This is a genomic window from Lentibacillus populi (assembly GCA_014642895.1).
In the GTDB taxonomy this organism is placed as follows: Bacteria; Bacillota; Bacilli; order Bacillales; family Amphibacillaceae; genus Lentibacillus_C; species Lentibacillus_C populi.
On the sequence record BMJD01000010.1, the window covers coordinates 66,575 to 92,618 of the forward strand.

The 26,044-nt window shown below is 39.1% G+C and carries 27 protein-coding genes and 1 pseudogene; 22 read left to right on the top strand and 6 right to left on the bottom strand.

Going from position 1 to position 26,044, the window contains the following annotated elements:
- Nucleotides 1–4: 4 nt before the first annotated feature.
- The 20 genes and pseudogenes from IEX12_RS08530 to pepF all read left to right on the top strand — a co-directional run bounded on the left by IEX12_RS08530 (nucleotide 5) and on the right by pepF (nucleotide 17,216).
- Nucleotides 5–571, top strand: a complete 567-nt coding sequence (locus IEX12_RS08530) for a sulfurtransferase TusA family protein (protein ID WP_188724958.1) — start codon at nucleotides 5–7, stop codon at nucleotides 569–571.
- A 289-nt stretch (nucleotides 572–860) separates the two neighbouring features.
- Complete coding sequence (locus tag IEX12_RS08535; protein WP_088049755.1) at nucleotides 861–1,259, top strand: DsrE/DsrF/DrsH-like family protein; 399 nt, start codon at nucleotides 861–863, stop codon at nucleotides 1,257–1,259.
- Nucleotides 1,260–1,273: 14 nt separating this feature from the next.
- Nucleotides 1,274–2,404, top strand: a complete 1,131-nt coding sequence (locus IEX12_RS08540; RefSeq protein ID WP_088049756.1) for an MBL fold metallo-hydrolase — start codon at nucleotides 1,274–1,276, stop codon at nucleotides 2,402–2,404.
- A gap of 58 nt (nucleotides 2,405–2,462) precedes the next feature.
- Nucleotides 2,463–2,690, top strand: a complete 228-nt coding sequence (locus IEX12_RS08545; protein WP_088049757.1) for a sulfurtransferase TusA family protein — start codon at nucleotides 2,463–2,465, stop codon at nucleotides 2,688–2,690.
- Nucleotides 2,691–2,736: 46 nt separating this feature from the next.
- Nucleotides 2,737–3,522 (top strand): sulfite exporter TauE/SafE family protein, encoded by a 786-nt coding sequence (locus IEX12_RS08550; RefSeq protein ID WP_088049758.1) that lies wholly within the window; start codon nucleotides 2,737–2,739, stop codon nucleotides 3,520–3,522.
- A gap of 27 nt (nucleotides 3,523–3,549) precedes the next feature.
- On the top strand, nucleotides 3,550–3,909 hold the full coding sequence (locus IEX12_RS08555) for a rhodanese-like domain-containing protein (RefSeq protein WP_088049759.1): 360 nt from the start codon (nucleotides 3,550–3,552) through the stop codon (nucleotides 3,907–3,909).
- A gap of 55 nt (nucleotides 3,910–3,964) precedes the next feature.
- Entirely contained in the window at nucleotides 3,965–4,564 is a 600-nt protein-coding gene (locus IEX12_RS08560) for a class I SAM-dependent methyltransferase (RefSeq protein ID WP_286171038.1), read from the top strand.
- Between the two features lie 51 nt (nucleotides 4,565–4,615).
- Nucleotides 4,616–5,086 (top strand): annotated as a pseudogene (locus IEX12_RS08565) (DUF302 domain-containing protein).
- A gap of 174 nt (nucleotides 5,087–5,260) precedes the next feature.
- A complete protein-coding gene (locus tag IEX12_RS08570; protein ID WP_230856172.1) occupies nucleotides 5,261–5,917 on the top strand; it encodes a hypothetical protein in 657 nt (218 codons plus the stop codon).
- Entirely contained in the window at nucleotides 5,904–6,662 is a 759-nt protein-coding gene (locus IEX12_RS08575) for a cytochrome c biogenesis CcdA family protein (protein WP_088049762.1), read from the top strand. Before IEX12_RS08570 ends, IEX12_RS08575 begins: the two co-directional genes overlap by 14 nt.
- An 18-nt stretch (nucleotides 6,663–6,680) precedes the next feature.
- A complete protein-coding gene (locus tag IEX12_RS08580) occupies nucleotides 6,681–7,274 on the top strand; it encodes a TlpA family protein disulfide reductase (RefSeq protein WP_088049763.1) in 594 nt (197 codons plus the stop codon).
- 38 nt (nucleotides 7,275–7,312) lie between these two features.
- Nucleotides 7,313–7,927, top strand: a complete 615-nt coding sequence (locus IEX12_RS08585) for a redoxin domain-containing protein (RefSeq protein ID WP_088049764.1) — start codon at nucleotides 7,313–7,315, stop codon at nucleotides 7,925–7,927.
- A gap of 37 nt (nucleotides 7,928–7,964) precedes the next feature.
- A complete protein-coding gene (locus IEX12_RS08590; protein ID WP_088049765.1) occupies nucleotides 7,965–8,648 on the top strand; it encodes a response regulator transcription factor in 684 nt (227 codons plus the stop codon).
- A gap of 136 nt (nucleotides 8,649–8,784) precedes the next feature.
- Nucleotides 8,785–9,723, top strand: coding sequence for a sensor histidine kinase (locus IEX12_RS08595; protein ID WP_230856168.1), 939 nt, complete (start codon nucleotides 8,785–8,787; stop codon nucleotides 9,721–9,723).
- 208 nt (nucleotides 9,724–9,931) lie between these two features.
- The gene (locus IEX12_RS08600; RefSeq protein WP_088049767.1) at nucleotides 9,932–11,140 is read left to right on the top strand and encodes a putative glycoside hydrolase; all 1,209 of its coding nucleotides are present in this window, start codon (nucleotides 9,932–9,934) and stop codon (nucleotides 11,138–11,140) included.
- Nucleotides 11,141–11,295: 155 nt separating this feature from the next.
- On the top strand, nucleotides 11,296–11,883 hold the full coding sequence (locus tag IEX12_RS08605) for a GNAT family N-acetyltransferase (RefSeq protein ID WP_088049768.1): 588 nt from the start codon (nucleotides 11,296–11,298) through the stop codon (nucleotides 11,881–11,883).
- A gap of 621 nt (nucleotides 11,884–12,504) precedes the next feature.
- Nucleotides 12,505–12,900 (top strand): transcriptional regulator SpxA, encoded by a 396-nt coding sequence (spxA, locus tag IEX12_RS08610; RefSeq protein WP_088049769.1) that lies wholly within the window; start codon nucleotides 12,505–12,507, stop codon nucleotides 12,898–12,900.
- A 387-nt stretch (nucleotides 12,901–13,287) separates the two neighbouring features.
- Nucleotides 13,288–13,980 carry an adaptor protein MecA gene (gene mecA, locus IEX12_RS08615; RefSeq protein WP_088049770.1) on the top strand — a complete coding sequence of 231 codons (693 nt, stop codon included), beginning with the start codon at nucleotides 13,288–13,290 and terminating at the stop codon, nucleotides 13,978–13,980.
- A gap of 138 nt (nucleotides 13,981–14,118) precedes the next feature.
- On the top strand, nucleotides 14,119–15,303 hold the full coding sequence (locus tag IEX12_RS08620) for a competence protein CoiA (protein ID WP_155555224.1): 1,185 nt from the start codon (nucleotides 14,119–14,121) through the stop codon (nucleotides 15,301–15,303).
- A gap of 98 nt (nucleotides 15,304–15,401) precedes the next feature.
- Nucleotides 15,402–17,216 carry an oligoendopeptidase F gene (gene pepF / locus IEX12_RS08625; protein WP_088049772.1) on the top strand — a complete coding sequence of 605 codons (1,815 nt, stop codon included), beginning with the start codon at nucleotides 15,402–15,404 and terminating at the stop codon, nucleotides 17,214–17,216.
- A gap of 184 nt (nucleotides 17,217–17,400) precedes the next feature.
- Here pepF and IEX12_RS24015 read toward each other — a convergent pair whose 3' ends face one another.
- Nucleotides 17,401–17,583: a hypothetical protein gene (locus IEX12_RS24015; RefSeq protein ID WP_503826791.1), complete on the bottom strand. Its 183-nt coding sequence runs from the start codon at nucleotides 17,581–17,583 to the stop codon at nucleotides 17,401–17,403.
- A gap of 463 nt (nucleotides 17,584–18,046) precedes the next feature.
- On the opposite strand from IEX12_RS24015, the gene IEX12_RS08630 reads away from it, so the two are divergent.
- Complete coding sequence (locus IEX12_RS08630; protein WP_088049773.1) at nucleotides 18,047–19,504, top strand: DHA2 family efflux MFS transporter permease subunit; 1,458 nt, start codon at nucleotides 18,047–18,049, stop codon at nucleotides 19,502–19,504.
- 447 nt (nucleotides 19,505–19,951) lie between these two features.
- Here the strand turns inward: IEX12_RS08630 and asnB are convergent, their stop codons facing one another.
- Nucleotides 19,952–21,802 carry an asparagine synthase (glutamine-hydrolyzing) gene (gene asnB, locus IEX12_RS08635; protein ID WP_088049774.1) on the bottom strand — a complete coding sequence of 617 codons (1,851 nt, stop codon included), beginning with the start codon at nucleotides 21,800–21,802 and terminating at the stop codon, nucleotides 19,952–19,954.
- Between the two features lie 183 nt (nucleotides 21,803–21,985).
- Here asnB and IEX12_RS08640 point away from each other — a divergent pair, with 183 nt between their 5' ends.
- Nucleotides 21,986–22,309 carry a MerR family transcriptional regulator gene (locus IEX12_RS08640; protein ID WP_088049775.1) on the top strand — a complete coding sequence of 108 codons (324 nt, stop codon included), beginning with the start codon at nucleotides 21,986–21,988 and terminating at the stop codon, nucleotides 22,307–22,309.
- A gap of 207 nt (nucleotides 22,310–22,516) precedes the next feature.
- Here the strand turns inward: IEX12_RS08640 and IEX12_RS08645 are convergent, their stop codons facing one another.
- The 4 genes from IEX12_RS08645 to IEX12_RS08660 all read right to left on the bottom strand — a co-directional run bounded on the left by IEX12_RS08645 (nucleotide 22,517) and on the right by IEX12_RS08660 (nucleotide 25,999).
- Nucleotides 22,517–23,779 carry an ammonium transporter gene (locus IEX12_RS08645; protein WP_088049776.1) on the bottom strand — a complete coding sequence of 421 codons (1,263 nt, stop codon included), beginning with the start codon at nucleotides 23,777–23,779 and terminating at the stop codon, nucleotides 22,517–22,519.
- A 255-nt stretch (nucleotides 23,780–24,034) separates the two neighbouring features.
- Nucleotides 24,035–24,931, bottom strand: a complete 897-nt coding sequence (locus IEX12_RS08650) for a ClpXP adapter SpxH family protein (RefSeq protein ID WP_088049777.1) — start codon at nucleotides 24,929–24,931, stop codon at nucleotides 24,035–24,037.
- Nucleotides 24,932–24,948: 17 nt separating this feature from the next.
- Nucleotides 24,949–25,329, bottom strand: a complete 381-nt coding sequence (locus tag IEX12_RS08655; protein ID WP_088049778.1) for a globin domain-containing protein — start codon at nucleotides 25,327–25,329, stop codon at nucleotides 24,949–24,951.
- Nucleotides 25,330–25,435: 106 nt separating this feature from the next.
- Complete coding sequence (locus IEX12_RS08660) at nucleotides 25,436–25,999, bottom strand: CYTH domain-containing protein (RefSeq protein WP_308777550.1); 564 nt, start codon at nucleotides 25,997–25,999, stop codon at nucleotides 25,436–25,438.
- Between the last annotated feature and the right edge of the window lie 45 nt (nucleotides 26,000–26,044).

A 26,044-nucleotide genomic window follows, 5' to 3' on the forward strand; every position in this document is an offset into this window, starting at 1 on the left:
GAGGATTCAGATTACAGCAAATAGAATAGTGGATGCAAAAGGGCTGACATGTCCAATGCCTATTGTGAAGGCCAAAAAAGCAATGATGAACTTAGAACCTGGTCAAGTTATGGAAGTTCAGGCTATAGATAAAGGCTCAATTGCTGATTTAAAGGCATGGGCAGAGAATACCGGGCACCAGTATATTGGAACAGTCGAGGGCGGTGATCTGTTAAAACATTATCTACGAAAAGCAAGTGATCCCGAACTGAAGGAAGAAATCAAACATGAATATACCATTGAACTTAACAAACTTCACAGTAAGTTAAATGAACCGCCCATTTCAATTCTAGATGTTTGTGAACCCATAGAATTTGCTTTTGGTCATATTCCAGGGGCGGTCAATATACCCCTTGGGGAATTAGATGAACGTCTAGATGAAATAGACCAAAATAAGGAGCTATATATTATTTGCCGTACAGTTAACCGCAGTGATTTAGCAGCACAAAAGTTAACCGAAAAAGGATATAAGAATGTGATAAATGTTTTACCAGGTATGTCCACATGGGATAGCCCAATAGAAAAAAATTAAACAATTTTTGAATAACCACTTATAGAGGATGTTCAAAAAGTCACCAAATGATAAGCGGCGAATCTCTTCGTTGGCGGAAGAGGATCTTCTGCTAAAACCGCCCACGTCCTGTGGGCAACGCAGAAGTCACCACATCCTGTGGAAGCCCGGTGCTCAAAGCTACGCCGCCTCGACCTTCTTGCGACGCACAGGAAGTGCTAGTGCCGGCGTTGCAACAGGACGTTGCGATTTTAGCCGGCCTTCTCATTCGGCGACTTTTTGAACACGCACTTTTAGGAGGAATTTTTAAATGGCTAACACAAAAGTAGCAATTATTGCAGCGAACGGAACATTATTTGACGCATATAAGGTATTTAACATTGCGACGGCAGCTGCAGCGTCCGATGCCGAAGTAGGGATTTTCTTTACGTTTGAAGGGTTAAATCTAATTCATAAGGAGGCGCATAAACAGCTTCCATTACCAAAAGGAAAAGAACATTTTGCGGAAGGATTTAGCAAGGCGAATGTGCCATCCATTGAAAAGCTGGTAGGTATTGCTCAAGAACTGGGTGTCAAATTAATTGCTTGCCAAATGACGATGGATGTAATGAATCTGGCTAAGGATGCATTTGTTGATGGAATTGAAGTAGGCGGCGCGGCTACATTCATTGATTATGCGAAGGATGCAAATATCTCACTATCATTTTAACGGAGGGGTTGCAAATGACAAAAACAATTTCAGTTAAAGAATTGGCGAAAAAAATAGTAAACCGCGAAGAAACGTTGATTTTGGATGTACGGAATACAGATGAATTTAATAATTGGAAAATAGAGGGCGAAAAGGTCAGGGCTATCAATAAACCGTATTTCAACTTACTGGACGGGATCGATCCTATTAAAGGTACGTTGAAAAAAGATCAGGAAATAATCGTTGTCTGTGCAAAAGGCGGTTCATCCGAAATGATCGGAGATATGCTAAGCGATGCCGGATTTACAACGGTTTATAGCCTGAAAGATGGTATGAAAGCTTGGAGTGAATACTTGGAGCCGGTAAAGATTGCTGATTTAAATGACGGAGGTAGCCTGCACCAATTTGTTCGTTTAGGAAAAGGTTGCCTATCATATTTCATTCAATCAAATGGAGAAGCAGCAATTGTAGATACAGCAAGGATGACGGATATTTATAAACAGTTTGCGGAAGAACAGGGTGTACAGATTAAGCATGTCATGGACACACATTTACACGCAGACCACATTTCCGGCGGACGCAAACTCGCGGAAGAAGTTGGTGGCACTTATTACTTGCCACCTAAAGATGCAGCGGATGCTACCTTTTCGTATACACCACTTGAAGAAGGCAATGACATCATGGTGGGTAATACTGCTATAAAGATACAACCAATCTATTCACCGGGTCATACAATTGGCAGTACGTCATTTATAATTGATGGTAAGTATTTATTAACTGGCGACAATCTATTTGTGCGATCAATTGGTCGTCCGGATTTAGCCGGATTGGCAGAAGATTGGGTAGAAGATCTTCGACATACGCTCTATAACCGTTACAAAGAACTTTCCGATGATTTAATCGTATTACCTGCACATTACTCTTTTGCAGAAGAACTTGGTGAAGGTGGTAAAGTCTTAGCTCGGTTAGGTGACCTTTATCAGAAAAATGCAGGGTTACAAGTAGATGATGAGCAGAAATTTAGAAAAATGGTAACCGAAAATCTTCCGCCGCAACCGAATGCGTATGAAGATATTCGCAAAATAAATATGGGTAAACTTTCGCCCGATCAGGAAGAACAGAAAGAAATGGAAATAGGACCTAACCGTTGTGCGATTGAGGGATAGTTTTTTGAATAATACCCTCGTATGTATTTGAACTGAATAAATTAGGAGGTATATCAAAATGAGCGCAGATAAAGTATTGGATGCAACAGGTTTATCATGTCCCATGCCGATCGTAAGAACAAAAAAGGCAATGGATGAACTAAAAACAGGCGAAATATTGGAGGTCCATGCAACAGATAAGGGTGCTAAAAGTGACCTAGCAGCATGGGCAAAATCCGGTGGACATGAGCTTTTAAAAGAATTAGAAAAAGACAGTGTACTAAAATTTTGGATAAAAAAAGGATAAAGGTGACCCTTCAGCTGGGTCCCCTTTGATTTAGGGGAAAGGTTATATGGAATATAGTATGATGTTTATCGTTACCATTTTTTTGATTGGTTTTATCGGTTCCTTTATTTCTGGAATGGTAGGAATTGGTGGAGCGATTATTAATTATCCGATGTTATTATATATTCCTGTTGTTTTAGGTTTTGCAAGTTTTAGTGCATATGAAGTTTCTGGTATTACTGCTATTCAAGTGCTGTTTGCTACAGTAGGCGGTGTCGTTGCCTATCGGAATGGTGGATATTTAAATAAAACGATCATTGGTTATATGGGAATTAGTATATTAATAGGCAGTTTTGCAGGAGGCTTTGTTTCATCACACATGTCAGAAGCCGGTATTAATATTATATACGGTATACTGGCTTTAATTGCGGTTATTATGATGTTTTTGCCTAAAAGGGAAAGCGATGAAACGACTTTTGACAGTGTAAAGTTTAACCGATGGCTTGCAGCTGCAATAGCACTCTTGGTTGGGATTGGAGCTGGTATTGTCGGTGCTGGTGGAGCATTTTTGTTAGTGCCAGTGATGCTAACTGTATTGCATATTCCAACAAGGGTTACCATCGCATCCTCTTTGGCAATTACCTTTATATCATCCATTGGTGCAACTGCGAGTAAGATGATGACAGGTCAAATATTATTTATACCTGCCATAATCATGATAATAGCAAGTTTACTTGGTTCTCCATTAGGTGCAAACATAGGGAAAAAGGTAAATACGAAGCATCTTCAGTGGATTTTAGCAGTTTTAATTTTGGGAACAGCAATTAAAATTTGGGTTGATATCTTCATTTAACATGGTCAAATGGGAGGAGAAATAATTTTGGGAATCATACAGTGGATAATCTTGATAGGAATATTAGCATTTGTACTAAGAAAATTCATGCCTGTTAAAGGTTTGTCACAAATAACAGTGCCGGAATTGAAAAAGAAGTTTAACGACAAAAATGTTCAATTTGTTGATGTACGAACACCTCAGGAATACCAAGCAAATCACCGAAAACCATTTAAAAATATACCGTTATCACAATTAGCTCAACAAATGAATAAACTCGATAAAAATAAAGAAGTGGTAGTTATTTGTCAAAGTGGGATGAGAAGTCTGAAAGCAGCCAAAATCTTGAAGAAACAAGGATTTAAGAATGTGACAAATGTAAAAGGTGGTATGAGTGCCTGGGTGTAGATAAGGGAAGAATAGTATATTGTTGAATAAAATACTTTGGAAGTGGCAAGAAGAGATGACAAGAATACGAAGAGAAGGGGCTAAAAATATGACGGACAAGCGATTTAATCCTGAAAAAGCACATTCATTAATGCGAACGGAGCGTAAAAAATTATTGCCGCCGAATGAGATCATGGAATATCTAGGTGTGAATTCAGGTGATACTGTTGCCGACCTTGGAGCTGGTAATGGCTATTTTACCATTCCAATTGCCAAGAACGCGGAAAAAGTTTATGCAGTTGATATTGAGCCCAAAATGCTGGAAATGCTGAAGGAAAATGCAGGAGAAGAACAACTTGACAACATTCAGTATGTAGAAAGTGACTTGGATCATATTAAACTTGATGATGAATCCGTAAACAAAGTTATCGTTGCTTTTGTGATGCATGAGGTTCCGAATGTTGACAGGACTCTTGCCGAAATAAACCGTATTTTAAAACCTGAGGGACAGATGCTTTTGCTCGATTGGGAGGCTATTGAAACGGAATCAGGCCCGCCATTGCATCACCGAATTTCTTCAAACGAAATGATAAACATTCTTGAACGGAATGGCTTTGATACGGAGGTTGTTCCCTTGAATCCGGCAAATTATGCTGTAAGAGCAATCCCTAAATAAAATCCTGTCTCTGAAATTGGAAAACTTTAATTAAAAAGGAGATACTTGATCATGTTTCATTATACAGTTGAAACAAATAAAACAATCGATGAAGCAATTCAATCACTTGAGAAGAGTTTGAAAGATGAAAAGTTTGGAGTCCTTTGGCAATTTGATATTAGAGAAACATTGCAGAAAAAAGCGATTGACTTTCAGCAAGCCTATCATGTTTTAGGAGTGTGTAACCCAGAAGCAGCACAACGCGTGCTATCACAGAATCAATTGGTCGGCTATTTCTTACCTTGGCAGATAAGAAAGTTTAAACTTTCTTATTCTGCATAAGTGCAACTAAGGCATTCGCCCAAAGGCATGGCGAATGCCAAGTTTTCTAATAAAATTGTTGTTTATGATGATAAGGGAAAAACAAAAATTGGTATGCCTAGGCCGACAGCATTGATGCAAATGACCGAAAATGAATCCATTGTGGAACTTGCACAAGACATTGAGAAAAGACTGATAGCATCTATTGATAAAGTCATCTAAAACGGACGTGGGACAGTCCTCCACTACACTAACGCGGTGAAGCTTTAGCGTGGCGCGAGATTGTCCCTGTTTTAATTCCAACTTTTTTGTGGATTAGTCTTATTTTCATCAAATTTTCACATTGTCCTATTATGATAGGATTGGATAGACATCGAAATGGAGGAAACTTCTTTGGTGATTGTAAGTAAATTAATATCCATTGGTATTATTGCTGTAAGTATGTTCGCGGGATTTATTTCCTATTATATAACGAGCGATTTATCAAAGGAACAAAGAAAAAAACATATGGAGGAGATGATTTCACAGTTAATTAATTTTATCATCTTTATTTGGCTTGGAAAAGTCATATTGAATTTTTCCATATTCATAAAGGATCCATTAGCTATTTTGGCTTATCCAAGCAATTCACAAAGCTTTTACCTGGCTGTATTATTTAGTGGCTTACTACTTGTGTATAAGTCCAAAAGGCAGCAGCTGTATGTGCTTGAATTTATAGAATCCTTTCTACATGTATTTTTGGTAGCGTCATTTACGTATGAGTTTATTCAGCTCGTTTGGAACGATAATACATATGCTTTTGGGTACCTGGTTTTACTGACTGTTCTTCTTGTTTTATTTTTCCTCACCCGCGGACGTATAGCAGTAATCACGATAATAATTATGATATTAACGGGTTGGACTGCAGGAGTGTTATTGTTAACATTTATTCAGCCGTTTGTAACAGTATTTGGCTATATAATGGCACCGTGGTTTGTGGGGTTGTTTTTTATCAGCAGTATTTTACTTATTATTTTTAAACATAGAAAGAGGGATCGCAATGGGCGGAATTGAAGCAGATACGATGTTGATTGTGGGAATGTTTTTAGCGATAGGGGCAGGAGCATTATCCTTCTTGTCCCCCTGTGTGCTGCCAATTTTCCCTGCTTATATGTCCTATATTACCGGAATCAGTGTAAAAGAATTGCAAGGAGATCACAACCCAAAAATTCGTCGCCAGTTATTAAGCCATTCTTTATTTTTTTTATTGGCAGTTTCGTTGGTTTTTATCAGCTTGGGTGCCAGCGCTTCCTTTTTGGGTCGATGGGCACAAAATTTACTTCTAGGTGATTCTGGATTGTTTATTCAACGAATTGCAGGGATTTTAATTATTGTTATGGGATTGTTTGTTGCAGGCTGGATCACGATACCGGCCTTAATGAAGGAAAGGCGGTTTCATTATTCTAAAAAGCCAGCAGGATATGTGGGGACATTTTTTATCGGCCTAGGATTTGCTGCTGGTTGGACACCGTGTATCGGTCCGATCTTTGGGTCTATTTTGCTTCTGGCTGCAAGCAATCCAAGCCAGGGCATATTTTACACTGTTATGTATGTTATTGGTTTTTCACTGCCATTTCTTATTTTGACTTTTTTCCTTGGGTCGACAAGATGGATTGTCAGGCATAGTCAGGTCATAATGAAGGTAGGTGCAGTTATGATGATTATCATGGGGTTGGTCTTATTTTTCGGTCTTATGCCGCGTATTACAGAGTTTTTACTTAATTTAGTACAAGATACATGGCTATCGAGATTAGGATAGTAACGGAGGTCAAGGTCAATGAAAAAGATAATTCTTATTGTAATTGTAGTAGGAATGCTTGGTTTTGCCACGTATGATTTTGTCAGTTCAACGGATGAAACAACTCAAGAAGATACTGGCGGCATCTCCGGAGGTAAAATTACTTCTCCGCCGGCAGATAATGAAGAGAAGGTCGTAGAGTCTGATAAAGTGGGACTTGCAAAGGGGCAAATTGCTCCCGACTTTGAATTAAAAACGCTGGAGGGTGAGACAGTACGTTTATCGGATTACAAAGGGAAACGCGTCTTAGCTAACTTTTGGGCTACGTGGTGTCCGCCATGCCGGGCGGAAATTCCTGACTTGGAAAAACTTTATAATAACAAGGATGTTGTTATTTTAGCCGTCAATTTGACAGAGTCGGAAAAAAGCGTAGACAATATCACCGATTTTGTAGAAGAATACGAAATGACTTTTCCAGTATTGATGGATGTAAACTCAGATGTCTCTACTGCTTATCAGGTTCAGGCATATCCAACTTCTTATATGATTGATTCTAATGGTCGGATCCAATTTATTGCATTAGGTGCGATGAATTATGATCTTATGGTACAACAATTGGAAAAGATGGAGTAAAATGATCCCCTTATCAGGGTTCCAGGGAGGTGAAAATAATGAAAAAAGCTATCATTATTATCGTGCTTATTGGAATGATAGGATGGGCTGTGTATGATTTTGTTAACCAATCAGATGATACGTCAATTCAAGATGAAAATGAGGAAATAAAACAAGAGGCTAGCTCCGATAGTGATAAAGATAACAAAGCAGCAGCTGATAAAAAGAGTGAAACAACTAATGCAGTTACAGTTGGCTTAGAGGTAGGAAATGCTGCACCTGACTTTCAACTAAAGACGCTAAGCGGGAAGAATGTGAAATTATCGGATTATCGTGGCCAACGTGTAATGGTTAACTTCTGGGCTACCTGGTGTCCTCCATGCCGTGCTGAAATGCCAGATTTGGAAAAATTCCATCAAAATAAAGATGTCGTTATTTTGGCGGTCAATTTAACACAAACAGAGCAAGGGATGCAAGAAGTTCAAAATTTCGTGGATGAATTTAACTTAACATTTCCTATTTTGTTAGATGAGAATATTGAAGTGGCCAATACGTATGCGATCCGTCCGATTCCAACTTCTTTCATGGTTGATTCAAATGGAATTATTCAGTACAAGGCTTTCGGAGCATTACATTATGAAATGATGGTCGAAGAATTTGAAAAGATGAAGTAGGACCCCTTTTTACGTACAATAGGGGAGAGGTGATCCTGTGAAACAAACAATTTTAGTAGTGGAAGATGATAAAATGATCCGTGAGCTTGTCAACATTTATTTGAAAAAAGCGGAATATGACGTGGTTGAGGCTACTGATGGTGAAATGGCAAAGGATGCTTTTTTAACCTATCATCCATGCTTAATTGTGCTTGATTTAATGCTCCCTAAACTAAGTGGAGAGGATTTCTGCAAGTGGGTCCGGGAACAAGAACGTAATGAAGTATCTATTATTATGTTATCCGCAAAAGCACGAGTAGATGAAAGAATTAATGGATTAAAGATAGGTGCGGATGATTATTTGACGAAGCCGTTTGACCCAGATGAATTGGTAGCACATATTGAAGCGGTTTTACGAAGAACTGGACAGTATTGTCAAAAAATTACCTATGGTGGACTATGCATAAAACCGCGAAAGGGCGAAGTATGGCTGCTTGATAAACAATTGAATTTGACTAAACATGAGTTTAACCTGCTTTATCATTTTATGGAGAATCCTAATGTTGTCATTTCAAGAGAGGAGCTTATTCACAGGCTTTATCCTTACGCTGATAAAACCGTGCTGGACCGTACAATTGACGCACACATTAAAAAATTACGGAGAAAAATTGAGGATAATCCTGCTTCACCTAAACGTATTCATACAGTTCGTGGAATGGGGTATAAATATGTTAATGAATAAACGTGGAAGGACATGGCCCAAACAAATTCTATGGAAGTTAACATTTACAAACATTATCGTTATTGGCTTTTTTATTGTACTTAGCAGCTGGGCGATCTATAACACAGCTTGTTTTTTGGCGGATGGATTGGGAGCAATGGATAATCAAAAACAGGGTCAGTTTGACTCAACCCTTTTTCAGTATTTGTGGATATTTAGTGTTTCCGCAATTGTAATCGGCAGCCTTATACATTTTTATTTAACAAAAAAATTGATACACCCAATAAAAGAATTGATTGAGTCTACGAAGCGGATGAAACAGGGACAATATCCGAATCCCCTTGAAGTAAAGTCTGACGACGAAACAGGCCAATTAATCAGTCACTTTAATGATTTAGTTAAGCAATTAAAAAATAATCAGCAGTATCGGCAAAAACTAGTATCAGATTTGTCGCATGAACTTCGTACCCCCTTATCGAATTTAAACGGGTACCTTAGTGCTTTAAAAAGTGGCGTGATTTCGGGTGACAGGCAGTTATATCAATCGCTTCATGAGGAATTAAAAAGACTTATTAGTTTGGTTGAACAACTTGAACAACTGAAAGAATGGGATTATGTAACAAAGCAAACCTTTTCTCAAAAAGAACCGATAGATATGGCCGTGTTAGTCGAGCAGTCAGTAGAGATGTTTCGCTGGTCTCTGAAAAATGCTGGTATTAAGTTGCATGTAAAGACCGAGCCCGGCATTGTAAATGTATATGATGGAGGAGTTCCACAAGTCATCAGTAATTTAATTGATAATGCCATTCGTTATTATCAGGGGACTGAGCCAATAACAGTTATAGGTGAAAGCCTAAACTCGGAATATAGGGTTGCCGTCTCTGGCCCTGGTCAAACGATTCCATTTTTAGAACAAGAAAAAATTTTTGAACGATTTTATCGTGTTGATCCTTCCAGGACTCGTGATACAGGAGGTACAGGGCTTGGACTTGCGATTTCAAAGGAAATTATTGAACATCACACTGGCAAGATTGGGATAAAGTCTAACGGTCACTACCACACCTTTTGGTTTACTTTGCCTCTTAGCGTAAATTAGATAGTAGAATAGCAGATTTTATAAAATGTAAAGGGCTTTTAAAATGATAGAAGCCTTTTATGTTATAATCTCTTCGCTTGCTAGTTTTGATTTAATTCAGATTTAAAGTTAAAAAACTCGACAAAAATCTCCAAATTCCGTTCAAATATTTGATTGTTTCCCTTATACTAGATAAATAGGTTGCTAAAAATAGGGAGATTGATAATTTATGAAGAAGGGACAACTGAAGGATATCACGATTCTCGGGATTCTTCTGCTTGGATTAGGTATGCCGTGCGTCATTAGTGGAGAAGAATTACAAATCGCCCAGTTGCATGCTAAAAATACGACCAGTTTAAAACTACTTGACGAGAGCAAACATTTCAAACGTTTCATATATGACTCCGGCTTCAATTTTACATATCCTGATGCTGTCAGGGGGATCTATGTTACCGGTCCTTCCGCTGGGGGAAGCCAGTTTGAATCACTCGTAAACTTGGTTGAGTCCACCGATTTAAACACAATGGTAATTGACATCAAAGAAGATCATGGGAACGTTACATTTAGACCGGAAAAGGGATCACCATATGAAGATGTTGCCCAAAATTACATAGATGAGCCGCGAAAAATGCTGGAAAAGCTTGAGAAAAAGGGGATTTATCCGATTGCCAGAATTGTTGTTTTTAAAGATTCCGTTTTAGCAGAAAAACGTCCAGACCTGTCCTTCAAGAAAGATGGCAAGGTTTGGACAAATGGAAAAGGGGAGGCTTTCGTTAACCCATTTAAAAAGGAAGTATGGAAATACAATGTAAATCTCGCAAAACAGGCTGCAGCGTTAGGTTTTCAGGAAATTCAATTTGATTATGTCCGGTTTCCTGAAGGATTTGAACATTATGATAAGGAACTGGAATACAGCCAAGGGGACTATCAAGATACTGACGTAGAAAATATCCAGCGTCGTGTGCAGGCTGTTACGGATTTTGTTAAATATGCCAAAAAAGAATTAGCGTATTATGATGTAAAGGTTGGGGTCGATATTTTCGGCTATTCGGCAACTATCCCAGAAGCACCAGGAATTGGACAAAATTTCTCGAAAATCGCAAGTAATGTTGATGTTATTTCATCAATGATTTACCCAAGTCATTGGACAGCCTATTTCGGGATTGATTTTCCCGATAAACATCCGTATAAATTGGTAACCGAATATACGAAGGTGGAAAATGACGTATTAGGCAAGCTGGACGATCCGCCAATTTCAAGGCCTTGGATCCAAGATTTTGAAGCACCATGGTTGTATGATGGCGCCCCAACCCAATATGGAAAAGCGGAAGTGGAAGCGCAAATAAAGGCACTGCAGGAAAATGGAATTAACGAATTTTTGATTTGGAATGCTGCAAATGTGTATACGAAGAATGTTGATTATACACCGATCGATTAACTGTTAAGGTCAGTCGCTATGTTGCTGCTGACCTCTTGTATGTTTGAAAAAAAACACTGCCGGGTAAACTACACATGGTGCCTTGTAAACGCCATTTAACAAACAAGAAAATTTTCGTTATAATAGAAAAGGATTATAAAAAAAGGAGTAGGTCAATGAATTGGTATGAAAAGTTAAACAAATATTTTCCAGTAGAAGAAATGAAATCCAAAGAACATATGGAAATGCTGTTAAGGGAAAAGGGTGACGTGTACTACAAGGATGAAGGGCCATATCATGTATTAATGTTCGCCGAATTTGACACCTTTATTTTTATTGATTATGTTTGGGTTTCAGCAAAATCAAGAGGTCAAGGGATTGGGCATAAGCTGATTGAAAAGCTAAAACAAAAAAATAAGCCGATTATCCTGGAGGTAGAGCCTGTTGATTATGATGATTCGGATACTGGGAAAAGACTTCATTTTTATCAAAGAGAAGGATTTACCCACGCGCAATCCATCGGTTATAATCGCCGGTCACTTGCTACAAATGAAGAAACCCCAATGGAAATTTTATACTGGTCTCCCAACGATGAATCAGAAGATGTGATTTATGAAAAGATGAAACAAATGTATGAAGATATCCATACGTATAAAGATGAAGAGCTATATGGAAAATCATATCAGCCTGTCGATGAGGTATTAATTTACGATGAAGAGCGGGAATCTGATAATTTATTTGATGGTTTAACGGAAAAGACTTAAAATGGAATGCCCCTTATTTCATGTTTTAGAGGATATTTAAAAAGTCACCAAATGCTGAGCGGCGAACTCTGGAGCTGGCAGTAGAGATCTTCTGCTAAACCGCCACGACAATAGCCAACAGTAGAAGGTAATACCTCCTGTCCAAGACAGGTGCCGGGGCTGCGCCGCTTTGGCCTTCAAGAGATATTTTTAGAATACGGACTTTGAAGAGGATGTTCAAAAAGTCACCAAATGATAAGCGACGAATCGTGTCGCCCGCTTGCTTTTCCGCTCCTCATGTACCTTTATGTACACTCCGGTGCTCAAAGCTACGCTGCCTCGACCTTCAAGACCCAATTCGGCGACTTTTTGAACACGCACTTTAAGACATTCCATAAAAATCCTATATTTTTTTCAAATAAAATGTTTAATTGAAAATAAACTGGGGTATCTTATACATAAATATAAACATTTCGTGAACATTTGAATTTCAGCTTATTTTTCTAAGAAATCCCCTACCTTTTGCTTGACAATTGTAGTATACTTATACATATAAGGTTATTTAAACTTATTTTAATCTAATAGGTTGTTCAAAGTTTATGAGATGACCATACATTTTATAGAAATGAGGAGTGAAGTTTCATGGTAACACTTTATACCTCACCAAGTTGTACATCTTGCAGAAAAGCAAAAGCGTGGCTTGAGGAGCATGACATCCCGTTTTCAGAGCGGAATATCTTTTCCGAGCCATTATCATTGGATGAGATCAAGGAAATATTGCGTATGACCGAGGATGGAACGGATGAGATCATTTCAACACGCTCTAAAGTTTTTCAAAAATTGGACGTAAATATTGATCAATTGCCGATGAAAGATTTGTTTAAATTAATTCAATTAAATCCCGGATTATTACGGCGGCCCATTATTCTGGATGAAAAACGTCTGCAGGTTGGTTACAACGAAGACGAAATTCGCCGTTTCTTGCCGCGGACGGTCCGTACCTTTCAATTGCGTGAAGCTCAGCGTATGGTAAACTAATTGTTCTGATACAAAATAAAAGCGCAGATCCAGGAATATTGATCTGCGCTTTTATTCACTTTATTTTTAACTATATTCACAAAAAATTCCAGTGACAATTTGTCCAAAATCGGTTATCATAATAAATTAATTATATAGGCATTTAAATTTTCAAAATGCGTTATTCTGTCATACAATAAGATATAGATATAAATAGAAGAATGAATGGTTAGCGCTGTTTAGGATAAGAACAATAGGAAAGAGGTATCAGGTGAAGTTGTCTCTTCCACCTAATGATTTGTCGCATTAAAATGGTTTAAAAGTAATGCGGTGTAAAGTAACGGAAAAACGAGTGACTTGGATATTGAGTTTGGTCGAATGTTTTTCTATAGAAGGGAGAGAATTGGAATGGAAATAGAACGCATCAATGAAAATACGGTTAAATTTTATATTTCTTATATTGACATTGAGGATCGCGGTTTTGAAAGAGAAGAAATTTGGTATAATCGCGAACGCAGTGAACAATTATTTTGGCAAATGATGGATGAATTGAACTATGAGGAAGATTTTAATGTAGATGGTCCATTATGGATTCAAGTTCAAGCATTGGAAAAGGGTTTAGAAATTATTGTAACAAAAGCCCAAGTATCCAAAAGTGGGGAGAGTATTGAACTTCCTGTTGAAAATGGGAAAACAATCGATTTATCTGTTGATGAAAAAATTGAAAATATATTAGACGACAAATTTGGAAAAACCAGCAAGCAAAACCCGGATGATGAAACAGCGGAAGAAGGCAATTTATCACTTATCGTAAGCTTCCATGATTTCGAGGATGTTATTCAACTAAGTCATTATTTCCATGGTACAGGTTCTGGTATTGAGGAAAATAGCTTATACCATTATAATGATATCTATTATTTATATATGGAATTTTCCCAAGATGAATTGGATGATGATCAGCAAGAAGATTTGATTAGCCAGGTTCTCGAATTTGGCAATGATTCTGACTTAACCATTCATTTTCTCGAAGAATACGGGAAAAAGATTTTTGCCAATGATGTATTTACCCAGGTTAAAACACATTTCCCGGCTCAATTATAAGGATATGGCTTCTTAAAACTGTGCCATGTTCGGTAAGTAGAAAGCCTGCAAAGATAATATGTTGCAGGTTTTTAATTTTTTTGCAGGATTTTACACCTTACTGTCGAATAGGTATTATGAAGGAGGTGGATGTAGTATATGCTGCAAGCGAAAACAAAAGAGGGAAACCTTGTCATGCTTGCTTTATTGACAAAGAAGGAAATTTCCGAACTAAAAACAAATGGACAATTCTACTGTCCGTCATGTCAGGAAAAAGTTGTAATAAAGGCCGGCTCAAAAATGATTCCCCATTTTGCCCATCGAGCGAAAGTGAATTGTCCCTCACATGAAGGTGGGGAAGGTGCCTATCATGAAAAAGGCAAGCTTATGTTGTACAAATGGTTAAAACAGCAGAAACTAAACGTTCAACTTGAGGAATATTTATCTGAAATTAAACAGCGTCCGGATTTATTAGTAACAATTGACAATAAAAAGATTGCTGTGGAATATCAGTGTACCAGAATTTCCTTGAAAGAAATCCGGAAACGAAATGAAGGCTATCGTCAGCTTGGCATACAACCAATATGGATCATCGGTGCCAATCGGTTTAAACGACTGAGTCGGTATCAAATCAAACTGGATAATTTTCTCCACCATTTTCTTCATCAATTTTCAAAGCGTTTCCCGTTAACCTTATTGTTCTTCTGTCCGGAAACTACCCTGTTTTCTACTTTTCAAGACATTTATATAACAACAACAAAACAGGCAATCGGAAAGCTAACGTATACCCTCCTCAACAACATGAAATTCATCGACATCTTTCGCCAACATCGGCTGCCGAATCAACTGCTTTACACGCTGTGGAAACAGGAAAAAAAGCGATTCCGCTTGCGACAAAGAGATCGTTTGTATGGGAGTGAGCTTGCCTGGCATCAGTGGCTTTACTTAAAACGGACCCACTTTGAATACCTGCCATCTGTTATTCATCTTCCAGTATCCGCACAATATCGCATGTGTTCACCATTATGGGATTGGCAAAGCCGGATTTGTCTCGATTTACTTGACCCTTTACCAATTGGCGGACATATTTCCTTATCAACCTGTGTACATTTATTAAGAAAGCACATCATTTCTTCAGCCAATTACCCGCTTATTACAGCCGAGATACAACCAATTCAGCAATATCTCCTTTTACTAGAACAGATTAACATCCTCAAGCAACAATCTCCTTTTCATTTTACCAAGCAAACAAACCTTTTATTTTATAAAAATGTGGAAGAAGCATTATTAGGAGACGATGTGTTTATTAATCGGCTGTTAGCAAATAATTCGATCAAAATATGAGCATGAATCGGGATAAATTCGTTATACTATCTAAATAGAGGGATTTAGGCAATGGATGTTGAAACTGTATAGTGCAGAAAATAAAGGAGGAAATTGACTTGGCGAAAGGAACAAAGGAATTACCAAAAAGAAGTGAGATCTCAGAGGAACTGAAATGGAAATTGGAAGATATTTTTGCAACCGATGATGCTTGGGAAGAGGAATTACAATCCTTAAAAAATGATATTCCTAAAATAGAAGAATTTCAGGGGAAACTGGCAGAATCCGCACAGAATCTGTATGACCTGTTACAAATGCAGGATAATTTATCTATGCGGCTGGGCAAGCTGTTTACATATGCACATATGCGTTATGATGAAGATACGACGAATTCATTTTATCAGGCGATCAATCAAAAGGCAGAAAGTGTGTTAACATTGGCATCCAGCTCCATGAGTTTTATTGTTCCAGAGATTTTAACAATCGATGAAACAACATTAAAGCAATTTTTGGAGGAAAAGAAAGAATTGCAGGTATATAAGCACACACTGGATGAAATTACGAGACAGCGGCCACATGTGTTGAGCCAAAAGGAAGAAGCATTACTCGCCGAAGCAGCTGAACCGATGGATAATGGGTCGCAAACATTCAGTATGCTGAACAATGCCGATTTGAAGTTCCCGACAATTACGAATGAAAAAGGGGAAGAAGTTGATTTGACCCATGGCCGTTATGTTGGATTTTTAGAGTCCAAAGACCGCCGTGTACGTGAAGAGGCATTTAATAAGATGTATGAAACGTACGGGAATTTCATTCATACTTTTGCATCGACACTAACCGGAACGATTAAAACAAATAATTTCAGCGCCAAAGTCCGTCATTATGATTCAGCAAGACAGGAGGCGCTGGATAGTAATAATATTGATGAGCAGGTGTACGAAAATCTCATTGGGGCAGTCAATGAAAAATTACCGCTTCTGCACCGTTATGCGGCATTACGCAAAAAAGTACTTGGAGTTGATGAGTTGCATATGTATGACATGTATGTGCCGCTCGTCAAAGATGTCGATTTGGAGATCCCATACGAAAAAGCGCAACAACTCGTACTGGAAGGGCTGGCACCGCTTGGAGAGGAATATGTCAATATCGTAAAAGAAGGTTATGAAAATCGCTGGATTGATGTCGAAGAAAGTAAAGGAAAGCGCAGTGGTGCCTATTCGTCGGGTGCATACGGAACCCATCCTTACATTTTATTAAACTGGCAGGACAGATTGAATGATTTGTTTACCCTGGCACATGAATTAGGTCATTCTGTTCATAGCTATTATACGAGAAAAGCACAGCCTTTCCGTTACGGGAACTATTCCATTTTCGTTGCCGAGGTAGCGTCTACCTGTAATGAAGCATTATTGAATGAATATATGCTGCATCACTTGGATGATGAGCAGCAAAAGCTTTATATTCTCAATCATTTCCTTGAAGGCTTTCGCGGCACTGTTTTCCGTCAGACGATGTTTGCAGAATTTGAACACGATATCCATGTTCGCATGCAAAATGGGGATGCCTTAACAGCTGATAAGCTAACGGAGATTTATTATAATTTAAATAAAAAATACTTTGGTGACGATGTTGTTTCGGACGAAGCAATTGGCCTGGAATGGGCACGGATCCCGCATTTTTACATGGATTATTATGTATATCAATATGCCACAGGGTATTCCGCGGCCACCACCTTGGCAAATCGGATTCTATCTGGTGAGGAGGGCGCAGTTGATCGTTATATCAACAAGTTCCTAAAAGCCGGAAGCAGTGATTATCCAATTGAGGTTTTAAAGCATGCTGGAGTGGACATGACATCCAAACAACCGATACTGGACGCATTGGATGTTTTTGAAGAAAAATTAAATGAAATGGAAAAATTGTTATCGAAATAAGATCATAGATACTGCATCACCTGGGGTGGTGCAGCTATTTTGTAAATACACAATCGGGTGGGCTCTGGAAGTGGGGAATAATGTAAAATGGCGAATTGAGGATGCCAGGTGGAAATAACGTAAAACAGGCGGATATGAAACGGGATGACGCTGAAAACCGGCTACATCCCGCTACATAATCTGATTATTGCATGCCGCGAAATACACGTTTGTGGGTAAATGTGAAAATTGTTAAATAGATCGATATGAATAGCAATGGCAAGGATACAAATATCGGAACCAGTTTCATGAATGCCAGGATATTAAGGAAAAAGGCTATGATGGTCATGATGAAAAACAAAATGGGGAGTAAACCTTGCATCGACATCACCTCAAAAAGTTTAATTTGCTCTATTATATGTATCTAAAGTAAGTTAATATGAATAAAACTGTGACATTTTTGTGAAATGATGAACATTCTTATTGAAAATCAGTTGAAACGTTGTTATAGTATAAATGTAAGATCAGTAACAAACAAAACCCCTTTGTTTGACCATGAACTTTCTCCCATCCCCCTTTGTATAATACAAAGCGATGTGAAAATGAAGGATATGCGCTGCCCCGCATATCCTTTGTTTTTTTATGTGTTTTACGGGTGAAATTAAATTCCTCATTTGATCTTAATTTCTTTTAGTCATTTATTTATTGTGTTAGGATATAAAATGTTACCTTTTAAGGAAGAAAATGATGGGAAGTTTCCAATCAAAATTTTTCTGCAGGCAGTCTATTCATAAAATAGGCTTGCTATGGAAACGATAAGGGAAATAAATTCGTACGAAAGAAAGAAAATTATGGTTGAAAATCAAGTGCCTGCGCAATCGTCAAATACTATTAATAAAACACCAATAATGATTGTGTTAATTTCGGGAGCTTTTGTAGCGATCCTGAATCAGACATTATTAGCAACAGCATTACCTCATATTATGCGGGATTTACAATTGGATGAGACAGTCGCACAATGGCTGCAGTCCATTTTTATGCTCGTCAATGGTATTATGATTCCGATTACGGCGTTTTTAATCGAACGGTTTACGACGAGAGGATTATTCTTGTTTGCGATGGGAATCTTTGGGGTTGGTACGTTAATTTGCTCCGTTGCTCCAGATTTTCCGATTTTGATGCTCGGCAGGGTTGCCCAAGCCGCTGGTGCAGGAATCATTATGCCTTTAATGCAAACAATCCTGTTTCTCATTTTCCCAATTGAAAAACGGGGAACGGCTATGGGGATGTTTGGCTTGGTCATCGCCTTTGCGCCAGCGATTGGTCCTACATTATCCGGCTGGATGGTGGAACATTTTCCATGGCGAAGTTTATTCTATGTAATCCTGCCAATCATTATTATTGATATTATTGTTGCGTATTTCATGCTGAGGAATATCACCGAACAAAAAAATCCAAAGGTCGATGCTTTATCGATTATATTATCTACATTAGGATTTGGTGGTTTGCTATACGGATTCAGTACAGCGGGAAGTGATGGATGGACCAGTATGCATGTTATTATTTCTATGATCGTTGGTGTGGTTGCACTTACATGGTTCATCTTCAGACAACTGAGATTGGAAAAACCTATCCTTGAATTCCGAGTGTTTAAATTCTCGATTTTTACGTTAACTACTGCTCTTGGCATGGTGACATTTATGGCAATGATTGGGGCGGCCGTTGTTTTGCCATTATTGATGCAAAATATGCTCGGATTTTCTGCATTAGAGTCTGGCCTGGCGTTATTGCCTGGAGCAGTTTTAATGGGGGCTATGAACCCAATCACGGGTAGATTATTTGACAAATTTGGTGCGAAATGGCTTGCGGTTACCGGCTTAATCATTGTTGTTATTACAACCTTCTTATTTGCAGATATGTCCGGCGAAACAACGTTTACGTATATTGCAACGGTCAATGCGATTAGAATGTTCGGAATTTCGATGGTTATGATGCCGGTTACGACTGCGGGACTAAACCAGTTGCCAACGGATTTAATTCCACATGGTACTGCAATGAACAATACGATGAGGCAGGTTGCAGGTGCAGTCGGAACAGCATTGCTTGTTACCGTTATGTCAAATAATGCGATACCAGAAGAAGGTGTCGATGGGCTGGTTCATGGAGTCAATGTATCGTTTATCGTTGCCGGCGTATTTGCCATAATTGGTCTTATACTAGCGTTCTTCATTAAAAAATCTCGTCCATCAGCAGGAAATGCAAATACAATAAAATCAAGTGCCAGCAGCCGTACGGTTCCGGAGAGATAGCTGAAAAAATGAGAAGATTATGCTATGAAGTTTTTTGCTGGTAAAATAAGAGAAGGTCAGCACATCCTCTTGTATAGAGGAAATTGCTGACCTTATTACATGTCAAATTATCATTAATATGGTTACAACCCTAATAATAAAGATTTATGGCAATGATGCTACCGATAAAGAGAATTAGGGGTATAAACCACAAATTATCTTTGGATTCCCTTCTTGCCACATTACCTTTACCTTTCATGTCAAACATACCCCCTTAAGCCAAAAATATCTTTCGCGATTTCTGCAAGGTTTAATCTAACACGTTTTCATTCGCTTGGCAATACATAAATGGCTCTTTTTTAAATTCGGAAAAATGGGGAAATTAAAAGCCGGAGAAGTCAAACAAAAAAGATGGAGCGAAAGCCGACATTGGCAAATCCTCCATCTTTTTCCCGGAAAGGAAGTTTTTCAATACTCTTCAACCTTTATATTATAATCATTGAGCCACGTATTAATTTGGGCAAGGTGGGCTATTAATTGCGGTCCGGTCATTAACTGGCCATACCAGGGAACCTGAAAGGACTCACCTTTCGTGTCGATTATTTCTTTTATTTTCTTCTTATCAAAAAAATACAGTAGTGGAGAATTTGAATCATTGATGATCGATGACAGCCAATCAGCAACTGCATTTGTGTATTGGGGATGGAATGTTTTCGGGTAAGGACTCTTTTTCCTGTACAATACATCGTGAGGAAGTACTCCAGTTAAAGCTCTTCTTAGTAATCCTTTCTCCCTGTTGTCGAGCATTTTCATTGCCCACGGAACGTTCCACATGTATTCCACAATACGATGATCGGCGAATGGGACGCGGACCTCGAGACTTGCCGCCATACTCATTCGGTCTTTTCTGTCCAGCAGTGTCGCCATGAACCAGTGCATATTCAAGTAAAATAGCTGTCGTCTTTTGGCGTCTATCTCGGATTCTCCTTCCAGCAGTGGTGTTTCCTGTAAAGTGTTACGGAATCCCTGCATGACGTAATCATTTAATTGAAGCTTATTTTGCCACGAATCATTTAAAAGTGCCTGGCGTTCAGCTGTTGAGCGCATCCATGGAAACCCCTCCGCTGCAGACGTTTCCGGACTATGAAACCACGGGTACCCACCAAAAATTTCATCCGCGCATTCACCTGAAAGCCCTACTGTTGCCTGTTGCTGTATTCTCTCACAAAACCATAATAACGAGGAATCAACATCAGCCATTCCTGGCAGGTCTCTTGCATATACCGCATCTTTTAAGTAATGAGCAAGTGTTGTATTATCTATTACTAGATCATGGTGTACCGTACCAAGCGCATTTTTCACCTGATCAATCCATTGACTGTCTGAATCAGGCTGAAATTTACTTGTTTTAAAGTATTTTTCATTCTCCTCATATTCGATCGAATACGTATGAAGCGGTGCCTTGCCCTGCTGCTCAAAAGCCTGTTGGGCATATGCTGAAATGGCACTTGAATCTACACCGCCGGAAAGGAAGCTTATTAATGGAACATCTGCAACAAGCTGTCGCTCCACCGCATTCTGGAACAAAGTACGAACTGTTTCTACGGTTGTGTCGACATCATCGGTATGCTCCACGCTTTCGACATCCCAGTATCGCCAGATTTTCATCCCATTACGGTTATAGCTAAGCGCATGTGCAGGTCTTAATTCATTAATTCCTTTGAATACGCCATGCCCCGGCGTACGCGAAGGTCCAAGGCCGAATACTTCAGATAAACCCTCTCGGTCAACAATTGGGTTAACCGCGGGATGAGCCAGGATTGCTTTTATTTCTGAACCAAAAAGCAATTCGCCGTTCTGTTCGATGTAAAAAAGCGGTTTGACACCGAGACGGTCTCTTGCTGCAAACATTTCTTCGCTTTCTTCATCCCAGATCGCGAAGGCAAAAATTCCATTAAGCCGAGCCAAACAAGCCTTTCCCCATTCCAAGTATGCCGCAAGTAAAACCTCGGTATCAGAATGACCCTGAAATGTGTGGTGACGTTTGGTTAATTCTGTGCGCAGTTCCTCCGTATTATATAGTTCCCCGTTATAAACCATCGTGACGTTTTTTCCGTCTTTTTGTTTTGTCATTGGTTGCCTGCCACCCGCGGGGTCCACAACAATCAAACGTGAGTGTCCCAGTAACGCGTGGCGGGAAGCCCATGTATTTAAGTCGTCTGGGCCGCGATGTTGCAGTTTTGCAACCATTTGTTTTACAATATGCTCTTCACCTATTAGCTCTCGATTCCAATTAATCCATCCTGTTATACCGCACATAACGACACTCCTTCTGGCTAATTTGCCCAATAGTTATTTTATGTGGATTTCTCAAAGGTGTGAAGCTAGTGGATACGTTACATTGTCGGAAACAGCAAGTATGTCAGATTTTCTTACATAAAAGTAGTATCCACATCCGTTTTTCTAGTATAATCGAACAAACAAATATATTGAGGTGGGAAGATGACAAATGACTCTTTCTATAAAAAAAGAAAAGTAATTCCAATTGGACCTGTCAGTGAGTTAACCGGCTTAACGGAAAGGCAAATCAGGTATTATGAAGAAAGAAAACTTATTTTTCCTGAACGGTCGGAACGTGGAAACCGGAAATATTCTTTCAATGACGTGGAACAACTTATTGATATTGCGAATAAGCGGGAAGAGGGAGTTCAAACATTCGAAATTCGCAAAGACATGTTGAAGGAGAAAAATAAGCAAGATAAAGAATTAAAGGAAGAAATGTTACGTGGCCAGTTTAATGCGCAATTTGGGGTGAGGAAAAAATGAATATCAATTGTTCCTCCTGCTATTTATAGTGAATGCTCGTTTCGGTTGGGTAACTTCCTCTTTAATCCCTTAATGAACAGTCATGGTGATTTCATTTCATCATAAATTATCCCGCTCCATTTTCCAAAACTTCAGCCAGCATTTAAAGAAAGCAATACGAGAGGGGATCCCGCTCGTATTGTAATTAGTTTCAATTACATCAATGGCTTAAGCACCTAACTTATCATTTGGATGACGGATAGCTTCCGGATACCCGTAACTGCCGTGTTCACTTAAATCAAGACCGATCAGTTCTTCTTCCTTCGATACACGGATTCCGCCTAATAAACGATCCACTACCTTCAAAATGATATATGCTGCAACAAATGCATATAATCCGCAGGTTACAACACCGAGCGCTTGAACACCTAGTTGCGTAAAACCACCGCCATAAAATAAACCAGGGTGTCCGATGCTTGCTAATTCAGGTGTTGCAAATAAACCGTTTGACAGGGTTCCCCAGACACCTGCAGTACCATGAACCGATAATGCGAAGATTGGATCATCGATTTTTTGTTTATCAAAGAATCGCATACTATAAAAGACAATCAGACCACCGATAAAACCAATCACTACGGCTGCCCAAGGCTCTACAAATGCGCACGAAGCAGTAATGGCTACAAGTCCTGCTAGAGCACCATTCAATATTGTGGGAATATCAGCTTTCCCGTTTACCAACCAGACAATTGCTAATGCACCGATTGCACCAGCCCCGGCAGCAAGTTGTGTATTAAGTGCGACATAACCGAAAAATGCGTCTGCAACACCGAATGTACTTCCAGCATTAAATCCAAACCAGCCTACCCAAAGAATCAGTGTTCCCAATGCCGTATAGACCTGGTTGTGGCCTGCGATATTATTTGCTGAACCGTCCTTATTATATTTGCCGATCCGTGGCTTTAAAATGATCGTTGCGGCCATGGCAGCCATAGCTCCTGTTAAATGCACGACTGTTGAACCGGCAAAATCCTGTTTTCCATGTTCAGCCAACCAACCACCGCCCCAAATCCAATGAGCGATTACCGGGTAAATAACGATAGAAAACAGAACGGCAAAAACCACATAAACGGATAATTTTGCCCGTTCAGCAAATCCGCCAAAAGCAATTGTTAGCGCAATTGCAGCAAATGCCAGTTGAAACATAAAATCAACAGAACCAGCCAAGCCTTCTCCCATCGTTGTTGCATCACCAAAAAAGAAATCGGAAAAACCGATAAAGGAATTGCCTTCTCCATAAATTAGTCCATAACCGACAGCCCAAAAGATTAAGGATGCAATCCCGACAGTAAAGACTGTTTTGCCTGCTATATGTCCCGCGTTCTTCATTTTAGTTGAGCCTGCTTCAAGTAAAATAAAGCCACCTTGCATCAATAAAACGAGGACCGTGCAAATAATAATCCATACATTATTCATTAAAAATATGGGATCCATAAAAACCGTCTCCTTTTGTGTGATATTTGTTAACATTAGATGTTAGTAATAATTTAGCGGTTTTCGTAATTTCAAACAACGAGATTGGCAGATAATCTTACAAGGTATTTTTAACAGAAGGAGGGAATAGCAAATGTGGCGTCACGGTAAGTCCATATGGGAAAATACCAGTATACGATTAATAGGAAGTTAAAAAGGCAAGGGTATGGCAACCTTGCCTTTTTTCCATTCAAAAACCCTCCAAATAGAGGGTTCTTATTTCTTTATATACCGCCAAAATGCTCCAAACTTGGCGGGGATTTTTTCGACCGTCCGTTTTAATTGCAGTTTTTTCATTTCCTTGTCAGCTTTTTCGATTGTCCAGTCATATACAACGGAGACTTCCTTATTTCCTACCACCTCAAAATCAGCCAAGAACTCTTCCAAGGGTGGTTTTTCAGCAGGTTGCGGGTCTTTTTGCAGCATTTGTTTTAATACACGTACATAGATGTCATATGGATAGAGGCCAGAGATTTTGATGCCATGCTGTTCGATAACTTGATTGAAGAAGACGATTGTCGGAATGTAATCAACTTGCATTTCTTGTGTTAACTTTAGATCACCCTGGAACGCTTTTTTTGCAGACGATGAGTACAAATCATTTTTGAATTCATCCAGATCCAGGTTTGCTTCCTTGGCACATGTAAGCAATACATCCTCATCAGAAATGTTTCGTTTCATTAAAAATAAGTTCTCTTGTACCTTACGTAAAAATATCCGTCCAGCTTTTTTACCCTGGAGCTCGGCTGCTTTGATCGCAAGGGAAGCAATCGCTGGGGACGAAATTGGATTTTCCATCCATAAATCCCCGTCACAGCTCATGCCGGTCCGGCTTGCTGTTTTTTCCCAAATGTCTTTCAGTTTTTTTGGCTTATCAAAAATATCTTTATTTAAATTGTTCAAGTGACCGCTAACGATTGGCCTGATTGTGAAATAGTCGCCATATTCGATCGCCAGCTTTTTCAAATACGGTTCAAGTGACCAGCATTCAGGACATAGTGGATCAATAAAAACGTAGATCTCAATAGGTTTTTGTACATAGTCAGATAATCTGTACCCAGCCGATGTGTTAGTCTTGTTCGAGCTTGGCAGCCCAGCATGTTCCCAACTCACATCGATTCTCCTTTCTGTTATTCCGGTGTGTTCATCATATGGTGTGCCGTCATGGTTAATTTCTCAAAAATCGCTGTCCGATATGGTTCGGCAATTTCCGCTTCCTCCAGTGCAGCGTGCATGCATTCCAGCCATGCATCTTTCCGTGATGGTGTTATTGCAAATGGTAAATGACGCCGCCTCATCATAGGATTGCCACGTTCTTCGGAATAAAGTTTCGGTCCACCGAAAAATTGTGTAAGAAACAATCGTTGCTTTCTAGCTGTTTCGGTTAGATCCTCCGGGAAAATTGGTACTAATTTTGGATGCTTCCCAACGCGTTTATAAAAGGCTGTTACTAATCGATCTATTGTATCGAAGCCGCCGATAGCTTCAAATATGGTTCCGGTTTGCTCCATGAGTTTCTCACTTTCCTGTTGCAATGATAGCTATATTGTAGCAACGTTAACCGTAAATGGGCAATTAATCTGTTTGTAAACGCTTTCTGGAATATCTACCAAAAATTTATAACGTTGCAAAAAAGCGTTCGATTTTGTTCGGTGTGTCCCGTCTCTCAATCGTATTTTGCTCTAACACGGCCATGAAAACCTGCATTCCAATTTGTTCAGATGGTGCTTCAACCTCCAATTCGTAATCCGCTGTTTCATTGTACATACTGTGGTCAAGCACGAGTAAAGCATTTTTGTATATTGTTTCCCGTCTTTCAGTAGTTAATTTACCATAGTATACTAAAGATTGAATGGGGATATGCATAGTGTTTAATCGATTGGTGACATTGGCTTTTTCGATAAATTTCCCATTTAGAAAGTCCTGAACTTCCTGTTCCGTTAAAGCATCATGTGTTTCCAAAAGTCCTGTTGGGTGCGGTTCTTTTAAAGTAAGAATAAAGCTGCCGTTTTTTTCACGAACTCGTAATGCACAGCCATTTTCTTTTAATAAAGAGTCTTTTGTTTCAAAGTAATAATTTGTTTGTGTTACGGCTTCTTTGGGAAAGAAGTATTGGCGTAAAAGCCGATTGAACTCATGCTCAGTCAACAGGTTCTTATATTCGATTTCAATTTCCTGCATCATGAAAACCTCCATCGTTTCAAGATCGGTTACTATTGATTATCG

Excerpts from the sequence above, each read along its gene's own strand:
- IEX12_RS08640 (WP_088049775.1), top strand. The coding sequence starts at position 21,986 with ATGACAAATGACTCTTTCTATAAAAAAAGAAAAGTAATTCCAATTGGA.
- IEX12_RS08630 (WP_088049773.1), top strand. The coding sequence starts at position 18,047 with ATGGTTGAAAATCAAGTGCCTGCGCAATCGTCAAATACTATTAATAAA.
- IEX12_RS08560 (WP_286171038.1), top strand. The coding sequence starts at position 3,965 with ATGACAAGAATACGAAGAGAAGGGGCTAAAAATATGACGGACAAGCGA.
- IEX12_RS08575 (WP_088049762.1), top strand. The coding sequence starts at position 5,904 with ATGGGCGGAATTGAAGCAGATACGATGTTGATTGTGGGAATGTTTTTA.
- IEX12_RS08645 (WP_088049776.1), bottom strand. The coding sequence starts at position 23,779 with ATGGATCCCATATTTTTAATGAATAATGTATGGATTATTATTTGCACG.
- IEX12_RS08595 (WP_230856168.1), top strand. The coding sequence starts at position 8,785 with ATGGATAATCAAAAACAGGGTCAGTTTGACTCAACCCTTTTTCAGTAT.
- IEX12_RS08535 (WP_088049755.1), top strand. The coding sequence starts at position 861 with ATGGCTAACACAAAAGTAGCAATTATTGCAGCGAACGGAACATTATTT.
- IEX12_RS08620 (WP_155555224.1), top strand. The coding sequence starts at position 14,119 with ATGCTGCAAGCGAAAACAAAAGAGGGAAACCTTGTCATGCTTGCTTTA.
- IEX12_RS24015 (WP_503826791.1), bottom strand. The coding sequence starts at position 17,583 with ATGTCGATGCAAGGTTTACTCCCCATTTTGTTTTTCATCATGACCATC.
- IEX12_RS08540 (WP_088049756.1), top strand. The coding sequence starts at position 1,274 with ATGACAAAAACAATTTCAGTTAAAGAATTGGCGAAAAAAATAGTAAAC.
- IEX12_RS08605 (WP_088049768.1), top strand. The coding sequence starts at position 11,296 with ATGAATTGGTATGAAAAGTTAAACAAATATTTTCCAGTAGAAGAAATG.
- asnB (WP_088049774.1), bottom strand. The coding sequence starts at position 21,802 with ATGTGCGGTATAACAGGATGGATTAATTGGAATCGAGAGCTAATAGGT.
- mecA (WP_088049770.1), top strand. The coding sequence starts at position 13,288 with ATGGAAATAGAACGCATCAATGAAAATACGGTTAAATTTTATATTTCT.
- IEX12_RS08660 (WP_308777550.1), bottom strand. The coding sequence starts at position 25,999 with ATGCAGGAAATTGAAATCGAATATAAGAACCTGTTGACTGAGCATGAG.
- IEX12_RS08550 (WP_088049758.1), top strand. The coding sequence starts at position 2,737 with ATGGAATATAGTATGATGTTTATCGTTACCATTTTTTTGATTGGTTTT.
- IEX12_RS08585 (WP_088049764.1), top strand. The coding sequence starts at position 7,313 with ATGAAAAAAGCTATCATTATTATCGTGCTTATTGGAATGATAGGATGG.
- IEX12_RS08600 (WP_088049767.1), top strand. The coding sequence starts at position 9,932 with ATGAAGAAGGGACAACTGAAGGATATCACGATTCTCGGGATTCTTCTG.
- IEX12_RS08545 (WP_088049757.1), top strand. The coding sequence starts at position 2,463 with ATGAGCGCAGATAAAGTATTGGATGCAACAGGTTTATCATGTCCCATG.
- IEX12_RS08580 (WP_088049763.1), top strand. The coding sequence starts at position 6,681 with ATGAAAAAGATAATTCTTATTGTAATTGTAGTAGGAATGCTTGGTTTT.
- IEX12_RS08655 (WP_088049778.1), bottom strand. The coding sequence starts at position 25,329 with ATGGAGCAAACCGGAACCATATTTGAAGCTATCGGCGGCTTCGATACA.
- spxA (WP_088049769.1), top strand. The coding sequence starts at position 12,505 with ATGGTAACACTTTATACCTCACCAAGTTGTACATCTTGCAGAAAAGCA.